A 14,980-nucleotide genomic window follows, 5' to 3' on the forward strand; every position below is an offset into this window, starting at 1 on the left:
CCCCCACGGCCGCCCCCGAAGCGCTCCACCGCCGCACCGGCCGGCCCCGTCACGACCCGGGGCAGGGCGCCGACGGTGGCGCCCGCGCGGTTCGACCCGACCCGGCGGTCGTTCCGGCTCGGGTGGGTGCCGCCGGGCGCCATCCACCAGGCGAGCCGCACCGGCGTCGCGATCCAGTCGGTGGATGCGAACGTGCCCGACCCGCTGGAGCCGGGCGGCCCGATCGAGCCGGGACCGATGATGGCCATCGCGGGCTCGGTCACGGTCCGGATGGGCGCGCGGGGAGTCGACATCTTCTCGCCGCAGCTCGGCTCCGGGCTGACGGGCCAGGTGCCCTCGACGCAGGCTCCCGGCACGTCGGTCACGTCGGTGGACGGGCATCCGGCGTACCTGCAGGGCAACCGGGAGCAGACGGTGCTGTCGTGGCAGTACGCCCCGGGCGGCTGGATCTCCGTCACCGTCCGGAGCACGGCGCGGCCGGACGAGGTCGCGCGTCAGGTCGCGGCCGGGCTGACCTGGCAGGACGAGCGCGTCACCGTGCCGTTCCGGCCGGTCGACGTCCCACCCCGCGCCACGCTGGCCGGCATGGAGCTGCGCACCTGGGAGGGCAGGTGGCTGAACGCGACCACGTACTACCGCATGCCGGGCGGGACCGGCCAGCAGCCGAACGGGGACCTCTCGATCGGCGTGAGCAACGGGATGTGGGGCAGGGACGGCAGCGAACTGGGCCGCTCCGAGCTCCGGGTGGACGGCCGGGTCGCCGCGGCGGTGGACGGGCCGAAGGGCCTGGGCGCCTACCGGGTCGCGCAGGTGCCCGGCTGCCGCGACTGCGTTGTCGAGGTCGGTACCGAGTCCTCGGCCGCCCTGAAGGCTGTCGGTGGCCGCTCCGGGGCACTCCGCCTGGCCGCCGCCATCCGCCTGGTCGCCAGCCCCACCGACCCGACGAACTGGCGCCCGCTCTGACCGAAAGGGGCGGCAGCGGGCCGGAGGCTCAGAGGATGACGTTGAGCAGCACCGTCAGCACGACCGAGGCGAGGATCGAGAAGAGAATCATCAGCAGGCAGCCGAGGCCGCCGCCGAGGAATCGGACCTCCGTGTTTCCGATGCGCATGGTTCCACCTTGTCAGGGTCGGGGGCGAGCAGGGCACGGATCGCGTCGGCCACCTGCCGGGGTGCGGTGGTGACCACGTTGTGCGCGGCGCCGGGCACGGTCGCCGCCCGGGCGTGGGGGACCAGCCGGCCCACCTGGGCGCGCCAGGCCGGCGGCACCACGGTGTCCCGGGCGCCGGCCAGCACCAGGGTCGGCGCGGCGACCCGGACCAGGTCCTCCTCCACTCGGTTGTGGACGGAGTGCGACACGGTGGCGGCGACCCGCCAGGGACGAGCGTCCCAGACGTCGCGGAGCAGCACGGGTGCCTGCAGCGGCGCCTCCGCCACGGTGTCCAGCAGCCAGCGGCCGACCAGGCCCCGGCGGGAGCGGGCGGCCGGGTCGCTGGTCGGACCGGCCAGCACCAGCGCGCGGACCGCCCCGGGCCGGCGGGCCGCCAACGCGGCGACGACCTCCGCACCGAACGAGTGCCCCACCAGGCAGACCGGCGGCAGCCGGTACGCGGTCAGCCAGGCCGCCAGGAACGCGGCGTGCCGGCCGACGTCGTACGCCCGCCCGGGGCGCTCGGTCAGCCCGAAGCCGGGCAGGTCCGGCGCGTACACCGGATGGGTGGCCGAGAGTTCCACGGCCAGCGGGGTGAGGTAGCGGTGGGACACCGCGAGCCCGTGCACCAGCACCACCGGCGGCACGTCGCTGCCCGGGTTCCGGGAGCGGCGGGTGTGCGTCCGCAGCCCGTCCACCAGCCGCCACTCGCTGGTGAGGCCGGCGGCCGGGCGGGGTGCGGCCAGGGCGAGCCGCAGCTCGGACGCCCCGAAGCGCCCGGGGCGGGTCTGCCGGAGCCTCACAGCTCGCGCAGCCGGGGGAGCAGTTCCTCCTGCGCCCAGTCCAGGAACATCGGCTGGGTCTCGCCGCCGACCTGCACGACCGCCACGTGGGTGAAGCCCGCGTCGACGAACTGCTTGAACGCCTCGACGTGCCGGTCGACGTCGGGGCCGCAGGGGATGCCCTCGGCCACGTCCTCCTCGCGGACGTACTGGGTGGCGGCGGCGAAGGACTCCGGCCCGGGCAGGTCGGCGTTGACCTTCCAGCCCATGCCGAACCAGCGGAACTGGTCGTGCACGAGCTTGCGGCACTCGGCCTCGTCCGGGCCGTAGCAGATGGCCACCTGGCCGTAGCGAGGCTGGCCGGCGCCGCCCGCGTCGTCGTAGAGCTGGATGATCCGGCGGTCGGGTTCGGTGGCGACGATGCCGTCGGCGTACTCGGCGGCGAGCGCGGCCGACGACGGCCCGGAGGCCGCGACGGCCATCGGGACGGGCTGGTCCGGCCGATCCCACAGGTACGCCTCGGGGACGTCGAAGTGGTTGCCGGAGAAGGTCAGCGTCTCGCCGTTGAGTAGCGGCCGGATGATCTGCAACGCCTCCTCGAACATCTCGTGCCGCTGCTGCACGTGCGGCCAGCCGCCGACCACGTGCTCGTTGAGGTTCTCGCCGGCACCGAGGCCGAGGGTGAACCGGCCGTCGGAGAGCGCGCCGACGGTGCTGGCCTTCTGCGCCACGACGGCCGGGTGGTAGCGCAGGATCGGGCAGGTCACGAAGGACATCAGCTCGGCGCGGCTGGTGGCGTGCGCGACCGCGCCGAGCACCGACCAGGCGTACGGGGAGTGGCCCTGGGAGTCCAGCCACGGGTAGTAGTGGTCGGAGATCACCAGCTGGTCGAAGCCGGCGGCCTCCGCCCGCACCGCGTAGTCGACCAGTTGCTTCGGGCCGGCCTGCTCGCACATCAGGGTGTAGCCGACGGTGACCATCCTGGTTTCTCCTTCCGCCCCACGATCGTCACGGGATACCCCGCCCGGTGCCGGTCAACCCCACCTGTCCCGTTCCGGCGCGGCCGTCACCCGTGGCGGTGATCCCACGAGGTCGGTACGGCGGCTCCCCGGCGGCCGCCCTTGACGGGAGCGCGAGGCGGAGCCTAGGGTCCGGGCTTAACCGGTTCAGAGCCGGTGGCGTCACATCCTTGTGGTGGGGATGACCGCCCCTGTGGCGGCTCGCGGTCGCCGTGGGCCGCCACAGGCCGTTCCGCCGAACGGCCGCTCACTTAACCGGTTGCTTTCCCGAACGCATCGTCCTACGCTGATGCCTGCGCACGACCAGGGAGTCGAGCGGCGGCTGCCGGGCTACAAGCCGCCACGACCGTCACCAACCACCGCAACCCCGCCAGGGCAACGGGGTCGACACTTCCTGAGGAAAGCCATGAGAAAGCGACTCTCCGTCGCCGGCGCCGCCCTGCTCACCGTCCTCGCCGCCGTCTTCGCGTTCGTCCAGCCGGCCCACGCCGCCTCCGGCTTCTCGGTCGCCAACGGCCGCCTCTACGACGCCAACGGCACTGAGTTCGTCATGCGCGGCGTCAACCACGCCCACACCTGGTACCCGCAGCAGACCAGCTCCTTCGCCAACGTGAAGGCGTTGGGCGCGAACACCGTCCGGGTGGTGCTGGCCAGCGGCGACCGCTGGGCCAAGAACAGCGCCGCCGACGTCAGCAACGTCATCTCGCTCTGCAAGGCCAACCGGCTGATCTGCGTACTGGAGGTGCACGACACCACCGGCTACGGCGAGCAGAGCGGCGCGATCACCCTCGACCGGGCGGTCGACTACTGGCTGAGCATCGCCGACGCGCTCAACGGCCAGGAGAAGTACGTCATCGTCAACATCGGCAACGAGCCGTACGGCAACCAGGGCTACGCGACCTGGGCCACCGACACCGCCAACGCGATCAAGCGGCTGCGCGCCGGCGGTCTCGCGCACACCATCATGGTGGACGCCCCGAACTGGGGCCAGGACTGGTCCTTCACCATGCGGGACAACGCGGCGACGGTGTTCAACGCCGACCCGGCGAAGAACACCGTCTTCTCGATCCACATGTACGGCGTCTTCGACACCGCCGCCGAGATCACCGACTACCTCGGGCGGTTCCGCAGCGCCGGGCTGCCCATCGTGGTCGGCGAGTTCGGCTTCAACCACTCCGACGGCAACCCGGACGAGGACACCATCCTCTCCTACAGCCAGGCCAACCGGATCGGCTGGCTCGGCTGGTCGTGGAGCGGCAACGGCGGCGGCGTCGAGTACCTCGACATGGCCACCAACTTCGACCCGGCCCAGCTGACCAGCTGGGGCCAGCGGATCTTCAACGGCGCCAACGGCATCAAGGCCACCGCCAAGGAGGCCTCGGTCTACTCCGGTAGCACGCCGACCCCGACGACTCCCACCCCGACGACCCCGCCGCCCACCACGCCCCCGGCCGGTGGCTGCACGGCCAGCTACACCATCGTCAACCAGTGGCAGGGCGGTTTCCAGGGTGAGGTCAAGGTGACCGCCGGCTCGGCCGCCATCACCGGGTGGACGACGAAGTGGACCTTCGCCAACGGCCAGACGGTCAGCCAGTCCTGGAACGCCGCGCTGACCAGTTCCGGCGCGGCGTACACCGCCCGCAACGTCGAGTACAACGGCCGGCTCGGCGTCGGAGCCAGCACCAGCTTCGGCTTCATCGCCAGCTGGAACGGCACCAACACCGCGCCCGCGGTGACCTGCACCGCGAGCTGACCCAGGTCGTACCACCGGTGGCCGGGTCCGCACGGACCCGGCCACCTTCCTTTCGGGTACGCGCGAGCTGCGTCGGTCGTGCTGGCTACCGGACTACGGGCTGGATCACATGGACGACACAACGAGGACGTCGTCGACCGCGCTCTGTACCTTCACGTGATGCCAGCTCTCATGCCACGGCGCTTGCGTCTCCAGGCCGGACGTAGGGGGATGACCGGTCAGACCGTCCTCCTTCGTTCGATCATGCAGGAGGGAAACGCACTCGGCCTCACGGCGCTGCTGCTGCCGCTGTTCCTGCCGACCATTGCGGCTTCGTTCGTCTATCTCGCCCGGCAACGCGGGTGGCTGGACTGGAGTCTCCCTGCCACCAACTGGTTGGCGGGTGGCCTCGCAGCCGGCTTCGCGATCTTCGTTCCGTTGAACTACCTGGGGTTGCAGTTCGCCGCCTTCGCGGTGAGTCTCGGCTGGATCAGGCTCGGCCGCCGACTGGCGTGTCATCGCAGGCGGATCGCGGTCGTTGCGATCATCGTCCTCGCGGCGTCGTCGGGGAGGGTCTCGCCGAGTCGGCCTGGCCCCGGTACAGCCTCTCCCGGATCGCCGTGGGGCGCGTGGTGGACGGCCTGACGCGGGTGAACATCGGAGAGGCGGGCAAACAGAACGAACGGTCTGTGCTCGTGGTGAGCGTGAACGACGGTTACGCAATCGTCGCGTCGACCGGATATCCACCGAGGATCGAAAGCATGCCCCCGAGTGAGTTGGGAGCTGGCCGGATCTGTCAGCTCAAACCCCGGGGGAGTCAACTGAGTCTCTTCCAGTGGATCGGCAGAATGGTTCGGAGTGACCATCGGACGCCTCCTGCCGCCGAGTACTGCGTCGACCGGTAGCTCCCCAGCCCGGTGAAGCGGGCGAAAGTCCTCGGTGCGGATGGAGTGGGGCCCGGACGTCCTACTCGCCCACTGACAGCCGGGCCGCCCGCATCCGCAGGTAGTGCTGCTCGGGCAGGCTGGTCGTGCCGCCGGCCGCCGCCCGGTAGTGCACCACCGCCCGATCCCGCTCCCCGGCCATCTCGTACAGGTGCGCCCGGGCCGCGTCGAGCCGATGGTGCCCGGCCAGCCGGGGGTCGGCGGCGAGGGTGGCGAGCGCGGCGAGGCCGGCCTCCGGACCCTCCACCATGGCCGTCGCCACCGCCCGGTTGAGCGCCACCACCGGATTGCCGGAGAGCCGTTCGAGCACCTGGTAGAGGGCCAGGATCTGCGGCCAGTCGGTGGTCTCGGCGGTCGGCGCCTCGTCGTGCAGCGCGGCGATGGCGGCCTGGAGCTGGTACGGCCCGACCGGCCCCCGGGCCATCGCCCGGGTGACCAGCGCGGTGCCCTCGGCGATCGCGGTCGCGTCCCAGCGGGACCGGTCCTGGTCGGCCAGCGAGATCAGCTCGCCGGACGGGCCGGTGCGGGCGGCGGCCCGGGCGTCGGTGAGCAGCATCAGCGCGAGCAGCCCGGCGACCTCACTGTCGTCGGGCAGCAGCGCGTGCATGGCCCGGGCCAGCCGGACCGCCTCCTCCGACAGGTCGACCCGGCGCAGGTCGGGGCCGAGGGTGGCGGTGTGCCCCTCGGTGAAGATCAGGTAGAGCACGTGCAGCACGGCCGCCAGCCGCTCCTGCCGCTCCCGCGGGTCGGGCAGCCGGAACGGCACCCCGGAGTCCCGGATGCGCTGCTTGGCGCGGCTGATCCGCTGGGCCATGGTGGCCTCGGGCACCAGGAACGCCCGGGCGATCTCGGCGGTGCTGAGCCCCCCGACGGCGCGCAGCGTCAGCGCGATCGCCGACGCGGTCGACAGCGTGGGATGGCAGCAGAGAAAGAGCAGCACGAGGGTGTCGTCCCGGTCCGTGGCCAGCGACTCGTCCGCCGCCGGGGCCGTCAGCCGCCGGTCGGGCTCCCGCCGGGCGGCGCGGTCCTCCCGCTCGCGCCGGGCCGTTTCGGCCCGGACCAGCTCGATCATCCGGCGGTACGCGACCTGCACCAGCCAGCCGCGCGGGTTGTCCGGCAGGCCATCGGCGGGCCACTGGGTGGCCGCGTCGAGCAGCGCCTCCTGCACGGCGTCCTCGGCGGTGGCGAAGTCACCGAAGCGGCGGGCGAGCACGCCGAGGACCTGCGGCGCCAGTTCGCGCAGCAGGTCCTCGACGGTGCGGTCCGGGGTCTCCAGTCGTCACAGCTCCTGCGTCGGTGCCGACATCACCGGGTGGACCTCGATCGGCATGTTGAGCGGCCGGCCGCCGGGGCCCGGCGCGGTGGAGATGTGGGCGGCGATCTCGACCGCCCGCTGCGGGGTCTCGCAGTCGACGATCCACCAGCCGGCGAGGAACTCCTTGGTCTCGGCGAAGGGCCCCTCGGTGACCACGGGTGCGCCGCCCGCGCCGGCCCGGACGATGCGGGCCTGCTGCGGCCCGCCCAGCCCCTCGGCCTGGACCCGCTCGCCGGCAGCGGAAAGCTTCTCGTTCACCTCGTGCATGAACGCGATGTGCGCGGCGATCTCGTCCGGCGTCCAGGTGTCGATCGGGGGGAAGTCGGTCCCGGCGGCGCTGAACTGCATCAGCAGCATGTACTTCACGGCTGGCTCCTCACGTCCGAGCACCGATTCTCGGTGCTTGCACCCGTAGGTAGAAGCCGCCGCCCCGGTTCTCGACATCCGTCGGCAAGAAAACTTCGAACTTTCTCAGCCGACCGCGGTGACCTCCAGCAGCAGCGCCTGTTCCGGGTGCAGCGCCGGCAGTTGCACCCCGACTGTGCCCAGCACCGCCCCGCTCAGGGTGACCCCCTTCGGCAGCCAGCCCGGCTCGGTCAGCTGCAGCACCGCCGGCTCCGGCAGGCCCGCCGGCGGGCGTACCGCGTAGCGACGGGTCGGGTCGAGGCCGGGCAGGCGTACCGCTCCGGGCACCTGTGCGGCGGAGGTGGTCAGCCGGGACACCGCGTACACCGCCTGGGAGCCGTCGTGGGCGATGACGCCGTGGGCCTGCACGGCCGGGTCCGGGTGGTCGACCCGGACCACCCGGCCGGAGTGCAGCAGCGGGCGGAGCCGCTTGTGCAGCGCGACCCAGGCGGCCAGCTCGGCGCGCTGCGCGGCGTCGATGGACCCGATGTCCCACTCGATGCCGTGGTGGCCGAAGAGCGCGGTGACGGCCCGGAAGCCCAGGTCGTGCACCCGGTGGGTGGTGTGCGAGCGCTCCGGCCCGATGTGGGTGCCGACCAGCTCGGGCGGGAGCAGCAGCCCGGTCCAGCGTTGGATGGCGAGCCGTTCCAGGGCGTCGTTGCAGTCGCTGGCCCAGACCCGGTCGGTGCGGCGCAGGATCTCCAGGTCGACCCGCGCCCCGCCGGAGGAGCAGCTCTCGATCTCCACGCCGGGATGCCGGCGGCGCAGCTCGTCGAGCAGCCGGTAGACCGCCACGGTCTGCGCGTGCACCCCCGGCCGGCCGCGGTGTCCGGCCTCGGTGAGGTCGCGGTTGTGGTCCCACTTCAGGTACGCGATCCCCGGGTGCTCGGTGAGCAGCGCGTCGAGCCGGCCGAGCAGGTGCGCGTACGCCCCCGGGTGGGCCAGGTCGAGCACCTGCTGGTGGCGCCATTCGGGGGGCAGCCGGCCCGGTGTGGCGAGCACCCAGTCCGGGTGGGCGCGGAACAGGTCGGAGTCGGGATTGACCATCTCCGGCTCGACCCAGAGCCCGAACTGCATCCCGTGCCCGCGCACGTGGTCGATCAGCGGTTGCAGCCCGTCCGGCCAGACCCCGTCGTCGACGTACCAGTCGCCCAGGCCGGCCCGGTCGTGCCGGCGGCCCCGGAACCAGCCGTCGTCGAGCACGAACCGCTCCACGCCCACCTCGGCGGCCCGGTCGGCCAGCGCGCTGAGCCGGGCCAGGTCGTGGTCGAAGTAGACGGCCTCCCAGACGTTCAGGGTGACCGGTCGGGGCGTGCCCGGGTGCTCGGGCCGGGCCCGCAGGTGGCGGTGCAGCACGTCGCTGAGCCCGTCCAGGCCGGCGGCGGAATGCACCGCGTACAGCAGGGGAGTGGGGTATTCCTCGCCGGGGGTGAGCACGATCTCGCCGGGGGCGAGGAGTTCCCCACCGCCCAGGGTGGACTCGCCGGTGGGCCGGCGTTCGGCGACGGTGACGTGGTCGCCGCTCCAGGCCGTGTGCACCGCCCACACCTCGCCGTGGCCGAAGCCGAAGCCGGGCGTGCCGGCCACCAGCAGCAGCGTGGCGTCATGCCCGGTCCGCCCGTGCCGGCCCTCCCGCACCCAGGCGCCCATCGGCCACGGGTGCCGCTGCGGCGCGCGTTCCCGGCACCAGCGTCCGGTGAGGTCGAGCAGTTCGGTGGCGACCGCCGGCACCGGCAGCACCGGGGTCAGCTCCCGCAGCTCGTAGGGGGCGTCGCCGTCGTTGCGCAGCCGGTGCCGCAGCGTCAGCAGGCCGGTCGGGTCGAGGGTGAGCTCGACGGTGAGGGAGAGGGCCGCCGCCGGGTCCGACGCCCGCACGGTCACCCGGGCCGCGCCGGGCCCGTCCCGGTCGTCGTCGGTTTCGGATACGCGCACCGGGTCATTGCCGAGGGCCACGCGGCCCGGTTCCGGGCCGGCGGGGCCGCCGCCGGTCCCGCCGCGCCGGCGGTCGTGGTGCCGTCGGCGACGTCGAGCCGGTCGAGTCGGAAGGCGGTGGACCAGGCGGCGCCGTCGCGGTGGCCAGCGAGTCCCGGCCGGCCGCTCCAGCCGGCGCTCGCCTCGGGCAGCAGCGACAGCACGGTCGGCGCGTCGAAGCTGCTCGGCACCACCGGCGGGATGGTGGCGTCGACCAGCGCGGGCAGGTCGTCGGCGGGCAGCGGGCCCAGGTCGGCACCCCAGTGCACGACCCGGGGCAGGCCCGGGCCACGCGCGTCGAGCACCAGGCTGGTCGCCGCCCGGCGCAGGTGGATGACGGACGGGTTCGTCATGGCCGCTCATTTCTCCGTCAGGGCACGCCCAGCCCCGTCACCATCCGTGACGGGGCCGGGCGGCCGGCGAGGTCAGCCCTTCGAGGCGCCGAGGGTGAGCCCCCGGACGAACTGCTTCTGGAGCAGGAAGAAGATCACCAACGTGGGGATGGCGACCAGCACCGAGCCGGCCGAGACCAGGTTGTTGTCGGTGAAGAACTCCCCGCGCAGGTTGTTCAGCGAGCTGGTCACCGGGAACTTGTCGCCGCTGCGCATCAGCACGGTGGCCCAGAAGAACTCGTTGTAGATCCAGGTCACCTCCAGGGTGGCCAGCGCCGCCAGGGCCGGCCGGCACAGCGGCATGGTCACCTGCCAGTACTGCCGCCAGACGCTGGCGCCGTCGACCATCGCCGCCTCGTACAGATCGCGGGGGAGCGCCTTCATGTAGTTGCTCAGCACGAAGACGCAGAAGCCGCACTGGAAGGCGACGTTGACCAGGATCAGCCCCCAGTAGCTGTCGTAGAGCAGCTCCGAGTCGCTCATGAACTCCGGCAGCGGCACCTCGGTGAAGAGCCGGAACAGCGGGATCAGCAGCGCCTGCTGGGGCAGCAGGTTGGCCGCGGTGAAGAGCCCGAGCAGGACGATGTTGAGTTTCCAGCTGAACCGGGCGATCACGAACGCCACGCAGGAGGCCAGGAAGAGCGTCAGCAGCACCGCCGGCACGGTGATCCAGACCGAGTTGAGGAAGTGCTTGCCGAACTCGGCGGTCTGCCAGGCGGTGACGTAGTTGTCGAAGGTCCAGCCGCCGAGCGAGGCGTACCCGTTCGCGGCGGTGTAGTCGTACGACCGGAGCGAGGTCAGCACCGCCCAGATGATCGGGAAGAGCCACCCGATCGCCACCGCACCCAGGAACAGGTGCAGGGCCACCCGGGCCGGCCGCAGCGGCGTGCGGCGCCTCGCCGGGGTGTCGGCCGCCGGCTCGCGGGTCATGGTCGACGCGCTCATCGCCGGTCCTCCCTCATCACGGTGGCCAGGTAGATGGTGATGAAGACCAGGGAGACGACCAGCATGATCGTCGCCAGCGCGGAGCCGAAGCCGATCCGGCTGGCCTCGCCCACCACGTTCTGGGTGACCAGCGCGGAGAGCAGTTCCAGCCCGTTGCGGCCCTTGTTGATGACCCAGACCAGGTCGAACGCGCGCAGCGACTCGATCACCGTCACCACCAGCACGATGATGTTGATGGGCCGCATCACCGGGAAGACCACCCGGAAGAAGGTGCTGGTCTCCGAGGCGCCGTCGACGGCGGCGGCCTCGCGCAGCGACGGGTCGACGCCCTTCAGGCCGGCCAGGTAGAGCAGCATGATGTAGCCGACGTGCCGCCAGCCGGCGGCGATCAGCACCGCCCAGATGTTGACGTTCGGGTCGCCGTACCAGTCGGTGTCGCCGCCGAGCACCGCGTTGAGCAGGCCCTGGTCGCGGGAGTAGATGAGCTGCCAGACGAAGCCGATCAGCGCCAGCGAGAGCACCACCGGCAGGTAGAGCGCGGTCTGGTAGAACCGGCTGCCGCGGATCTCCTTGTCCAGCAGCACGGCGAGGAACATCCCGAACGGGGTGGCGACCACGAAGAGCGCCGCCAGCCAGAGCAGGTTGTTCTGCACCGCGGGCACGAACGGCGGGTAGATGTTGACCACGTCGGAGTAGTTGCGACCGCCCACCCACTCGATCTCGCTGAGCGGGCCGATGCCGTCCCAGTCGGTGCCGGACAGGGCCACGGTGGCCAGCGCCGGCAGCCAGACCAGCGCGACGACGAGCAGCAGCGGTACGAGCACCATCAGCGTGATCACCACGCGGTCGGTGCGGGACAGGAGCCGTAGCCGGCGGCCGCGACCACCCTTGGAGGTGGTGGTCGCGGCCGGCGACGGCACGGCGTGATCCGCTTGGATCAGGGGCAGGTCGGACACGAGGTCCTCCCCCTCTCGCCGTCAGCTGGTGAAGATCGACTTCTTCTGGTTCTCGATGCTGTTCAGCAGCCCGTCGATGTCCTTCGGGTTCTTGATGAACTGCTGGAGCGCCGGGATGATCACAGTGGAGGCGAAGTCTGGCCGGGTGTCGCGGTCGAGGAACTGGGCGATCTCGGTGGCCGAACCGACCAGCTCGGCGGCCTTCTTCTGCAGGGCGGTGTAGCCGCTGGTGTCGGCGCCGCCGTTGGCCACCAGGGTGCTCGGGTCGTTCTTCACGGTGATGTCCGCCGCGGCCTTCGAGCCGACGTACTCCAGCAGCTTCTTGGCGTTCGCCTCGGACTTCGGCTTGCGCGCCATCATGTAGCCGTCGATCGGCGCGTCCAGGGCCTTCGCCCCGATCGTCGAGTCGACCTCGGGGAAGGTGAAGAAGTCCAGGTCGTCCTGCTCTTCGTTGCTGAACTGCTGGGCGACGAAGAGGCCGAGCAGGTACATGCCGCTCTTCTTCTGCTGCAACGACTGGGCGGCCTCCTGCCAGGTGCGGCCCAGGCTGTCGGCCTGGTGCAGCGGCAGCAGCCCGTTCCAGGCGTCGAAGACCTTCTTCACCTTGTCGGAGGTCCAGGCCTCCTTGCCGGCCATCAGGTCGACGTGGAACTGGTAGCCGTTGATCCGCAGGTTGAGGATGTCGAAGGTGCCCATCGCCGGCCAGCCGTCCTTGTCGGCGAAGGCGATCGGGGTGAGGCCGTCCTTCTTCATCTGCGCGCCGAGGGCGTTGAGGTCGTCGAGCGTCTTGGGCACCTGGTACCCGCGCTGCTGCCAGACCGACTTGCGGTAGAAGACCGCCCACGGGTAGTACGACGACGGCACGAAGTACTGCTTGCCGTCGTCGCCGGTGGAGGCCTTCTTGAACGCGTCCGAGTAGCCGGAGACCTTGCCCCAGACGTCGCTGAGGTCGCCAGCCAGCCCCTTGGCGGCGAAGAACCGCATCCGGTAGCCGGCGAACCACATGAACACGTCGTCCGGCTTGCCCTGCAGGTAGTTGTTGATGTTCTCCTGGAACGTGTTGTGGTCGACCGTGTTGACCTTCGGCTCGATGCCGGACGCCGTCTGGAAGCCGGCCATCACCTTGGCGATGACCTCCTTCGGCTTCGGGTCCGACTGGTTCGAGCCGATCGACACGGTCTTGCTGTCCGAGCCGGAGTCCGAGTCGGAGCCGCAGCCGGCCAGCAGGCCGGTGCCGAGCAGCGCGCCCGCGCCCGCGCCGGCGAGCAGCGAGCGTCGCCCGATGCCGGCGACGGAGGGCGGTACGAGCCGGGCGAGGTACTCGGCTTCGGTACGGGGACGGGACATGGTGCCTCCTGCGGATGAAGAGGTGCGGCGCCCAAGGGTGGTCAGTGATGGAGGTGGCCGGCGTGTCCGCGAATGCCAACACAGATCCACCGAGATCCAACATTGGCGAACAAGAACAGCCGGTGGCGCTTGAAGCTACCCCTCCGTGCGGCCGTGTCAAGAGGGCTGGTCGGGATCGATACCGCAGTGTTGACAAGGGATCCCGTTGGTAAACGTTGGAAACGAGTCGATGTTGGAAAGTGTTGACTTGCGCAGTCATCGGGGGCACTCTCTGCACTCATGCGGCAGCACGGCACCTGGCAGGGCGACGGCATCTTCTACGGCGCGGACTACAACCCGGAGCAGTGGCCGGAGGAGGTCTGGGCCGAGGACGTGGCGCTGATGCGCCGGGCCGGCGTCGACCTGGTCTCGGTCGGCATCTTCTCCTGGGCCCTGCTCGAACCGACCCCCGGCCGGTATGAGTTCGGCTGGCTGGACCGGGCCCTCGACGTCCTGCATGACGGCGGCATCAACGTCGACCTGGCCACCGCCACCGCCAGCCCGCCGCCGTGGCTGGCCCACCGGCACCCGGAGACGCTGCCGCGCAGCGCGGACGGCACGGTGCTGTGGCCCGGCGGGCGGCAGGCGTACTGCCCCAGCTCGCCGATCTTCCGGGAGCGTTCGCTCGCCCTGGTCGAGGCGGTCGCCGGCCGGTACGCCGAGCACCCCGCCGTGGTGATGTGGCACATCTCCAACGAGCTGGGCTGCCACAACGTGCATTGCTACTGCGACGTCAGCGCCGAGGCGTTCCGCGGTTGGCTGCGCGAACGCTACGGCGACCTGGACACCCTCAACGCGGCCTGGGGCACCACCTTCTGGAGCCAGCGGTACGGCGACTGGGCCGAGATCAACCCGCCGCGCAGCGCGCCGACCTTCGCCAACCCCACCCAGCAGCTGGACTTCCTGCGTTTCTCCTCCGACGAGCAGCGGGCCCAGCTGCGCGCCGAGCGGGAGGTGCTCGCCCGGCTGGTCCGGCAGCCAGTCACCACGAACTTCATGATCGGCACCGGGATCAAGTACCTGGACTACCAGTCCTGGACGTCCGACGTGGACGTGGTCTCCAACGACCACTACCTCACCGCCGCCGACCCGCTGTCGCACCTCGGGCTGGCGCTCGCCGCCGACCACACCCGCGGCGTCGCCGGCGGCGACCCGTGGCTGCTGATGGAGCACTCCACCAGCGCGGTCAACTGGCAGCCGCGCAACGTCGCCAAGACCCCCGGCCAGCTGCGCCGCAACAGCCTCGCGCACGTGGCGCGCGGCGCCGACGGGGTGCTGTTCTTCCAGTGGCGGGCCTCCCGCGCCGGGGCGGAGAAGTTCCACTCCGCGCTGGTGCCGCACGCCGGCCCGGACACCAAGGTGTTCCGCGAGGTGTGCCGGCTCGGCGCCGACCTGAAGGCCCTCGCCGAGGTGCGCGGCAGCCGGGTCGACGCCGAGGTGGCGATCCTGTTCGACTGGGAGGCCTGGTGGGGGGTCGAGCTCGACTCGCACCCCAGCGTCGACGTCACCTACGCCGACCGGCTCGCCGCGTTGTACGGCGCGCTCTGGCGGGCGGGCGTCACCACCGACGTGGTGCACCCCTCGGCCGACCTCAGCGGCTACAAGCTGGTCCTCGTGCCGACTCTCTACCTGGTCCGCGACGCCGACGCCGACGCCCTGCGCCGGTACGTCGACGGTGGCGGCACCGCCCTGGTCACCTACTTCAGCGGCATCGTCGACGAGCACGACCACATCCGCCTCGGCGGGTACCCGGGCGCGTTCCGCGACCTGCTCGGCGTCCGCACCGAGGAGTTCTTTCCGCTGCGCGAGGGCGAGCGGGTACGCCTCGACGACGGCGCCAGCGCCGACGTGTGGACCGAGTGGCTGCACCCGGAGGGCGCCGAGGTGCTCGCCTCGTACACCGATGGTCCGCTGCCCGGCGTCGCCGCCCTCACCCGGCACCGGGTGGGCCGGGGCACCGCCTGGTACGTCGGCACCCGGCTG

The 14,980-nt window shown here is 71.6% G+C and carries 13 protein-coding genes; 4 read left to right on the forward strand and 9 right to left on the reverse strand.

Going from position 1 to position 14,980, the window contains the following annotated elements; genetic code table 11:
* A partial coding sequence (locus JNW89_RS10940) for a hypothetical protein (RefSeq protein WP_238448800.1) occupies positions 1-963 on the forward strand: 963 nt, incomplete at its 5' end.
* Positions 964-1,053: 90 nt separating this feature from the next.
* Here the strand turns inward: JNW89_RS10940 and JNW89_RS10945 are convergent.
* The gene (locus JNW89_RS10945; protein WP_238448801.1) at positions 1,054-1,953 is read right to left on the reverse strand and encodes an alpha/beta fold hydrolase; all 900 of its coding nucleotides are present in this window, start codon (positions 1,951-1,953) and stop codon (positions 1,054-1,056) included.
* A complete protein-coding gene (locus JNW89_RS10950) occupies positions 1,950-2,912 on the reverse strand; it encodes a TIGR03557 family F420-dependent LLM class oxidoreductase (RefSeq protein ID WP_238448802.1) in 963 nt (320 codons plus the stop codon). The genes JNW89_RS10945 and JNW89_RS10950 overlap by 4 nt, the downstream gene beginning before the upstream one ends.
* A 445-nt stretch (positions 2,913-3,357) precedes the next feature.
* On the opposite strand from JNW89_RS10950, the gene JNW89_RS10955 reads away from it, so the two are divergent.
* Both JNW89_RS10955 and JNW89_RS10960 read left to right on the forward strand, forming a co-directional pair.
* The gene (locus JNW89_RS10955) at positions 3,358-4,704 is read left to right on the forward strand and encodes a cellulase family glycosylhydrolase (RefSeq protein WP_238448803.1); all 1,347 of its coding nucleotides are present in this window, start codon (positions 3,358-3,360) and stop codon (positions 4,702-4,704) included.
* 210 nt (positions 4,705-4,914) lie between these two features.
* Positions 4,915-5,328, forward strand: a complete 414-nt coding sequence (locus tag JNW89_RS10960) for a hypothetical protein (RefSeq protein ID WP_238448804.1) — start codon at positions 4,915-4,917, stop codon at positions 5,326-5,328.
* A 321-nt stretch (positions 5,329-5,649) separates the two neighbouring features.
* Here the strand turns inward: JNW89_RS10960 and JNW89_RS10965 are convergent, their stop codons facing one another.
* The 7 genes from JNW89_RS10965 to JNW89_RS10995 form a co-directional block, all read right to left on the reverse strand.
* Positions 5,650-6,903 (reverse strand): RNA polymerase sigma factor, encoded by a 1,254-nt coding sequence (locus tag JNW89_RS10965; protein WP_255540667.1) that lies wholly within the window; start codon positions 6,901-6,903, stop codon positions 5,650-5,652.
* Between the two features lie 3 nt (positions 6,904-6,906).
* Positions 6,907-7,299: a YciI family protein gene (locus tag JNW89_RS10970; RefSeq protein WP_238448810.1), complete on the reverse strand. Its 393-nt coding sequence runs from the start codon at positions 7,297-7,299 to the stop codon at positions 6,907-6,909.
* Positions 7,300-7,413: 114 nt separating this feature from the next.
* The gene (locus JNW89_RS10975) at positions 7,414-9,279 is read right to left on the reverse strand and encodes an alpha-galactosidase (protein ID WP_238452267.1); all 1,866 of its coding nucleotides are present in this window, start codon (positions 9,277-9,279) and stop codon (positions 7,414-7,416) included.
* Positions 9,225-9,671 (reverse strand): glycoside hydrolase family 36 N-terminal domain-containing protein, encoded by a 447-nt coding sequence (locus JNW89_RS36675; RefSeq protein WP_255540666.1) that lies wholly within the window; start codon positions 9,669-9,671, stop codon positions 9,225-9,227. The genes JNW89_RS10975 and JNW89_RS36675 overlap by 55 nt, the downstream gene beginning before the upstream one ends.
* Before the next feature lie 72 nt (positions 9,672-9,743).
* Positions 9,744-10,655 (reverse strand): carbohydrate ABC transporter permease, encoded by a 912-nt coding sequence (locus tag JNW89_RS10985; RefSeq protein ID WP_238448806.1) that lies wholly within the window; start codon positions 10,653-10,655, stop codon positions 9,744-9,746.
* A complete protein-coding gene (locus JNW89_RS10990) occupies positions 10,652-11,611 on the reverse strand; it encodes a carbohydrate ABC transporter permease (protein WP_238448807.1) in 960 nt (319 codons plus the stop codon). The genes JNW89_RS10985 and JNW89_RS10990 overlap by 4 nt, the downstream gene beginning before the upstream one ends.
* A gap of 21 nt (positions 11,612-11,632) precedes the next feature.
* On the reverse strand, positions 11,633-12,958 hold the full coding sequence (locus tag JNW89_RS10995) for an ABC transporter substrate-binding protein (protein ID WP_238448808.1): 1,326 nt from the start codon (positions 12,956-12,958) through the stop codon (positions 11,633-11,635).
* Positions 12,959-13,237: 279 nt separating this feature from the next.
* On the opposite strand from JNW89_RS10995, the gene JNW89_RS11000 reads away from it, so the two are divergent.
* Positions 13,238-14,980, forward strand: a 1,743-nt coding sequence (locus tag JNW89_RS11000; protein WP_238448809.1) for a beta-galactosidase, incomplete at its 3' end; no start/stop codon positions are given.

The organism is Micromonospora sp. 4G55, assembly GCF_016803375.1.

Coding starts and splice junctions, on each gene's coding strand:
- JNW89_RS10950 (WP_238448802.1), bottom strand. CDS start 2,912: ATGGTCACCGTCGGCTACACCCTGATGTGCGAGCAGGCCGGCCCGAAG.
- JNW89_RS10955 (WP_238448803.1), top strand. CDS start 3,358: ATGAGAAAGCGACTCTCCGTCGCCGGCGCCGCCCTGCTCACCGTCCTC.
- JNW89_RS10960 (WP_238448804.1), top strand. CDS start 4,915: ATGACCGGTCAGACCGTCCTCCTTCGTTCGATCATGCAGGAGGGAAAC.
- JNW89_RS10970 (WP_238448810.1), bottom strand. CDS start 7,299: ATGCTGCTGATGCAGTTCAGCGCCGCCGGGACCGACTTCCCCCCGATC.
- JNW89_RS36675 (WP_255540666.1), bottom strand. CDS start 9,671: ATGACGAACCCGTCCGTCATCCACCTGCGCCGGGCGGCGACCAGCCTG.
- JNW89_RS10985 (WP_238448806.1), bottom strand. CDS start 10,655: ATGAGCGCGTCGACCATGACCCGCGAGCCGGCGGCCGACACCCCGGCG.
- JNW89_RS10995 (WP_238448808.1), bottom strand. CDS start 12,958: ATGTCCCGTCCCCGTACCGAAGCCGAGTACCTCGCCCGGCTCGTACCG.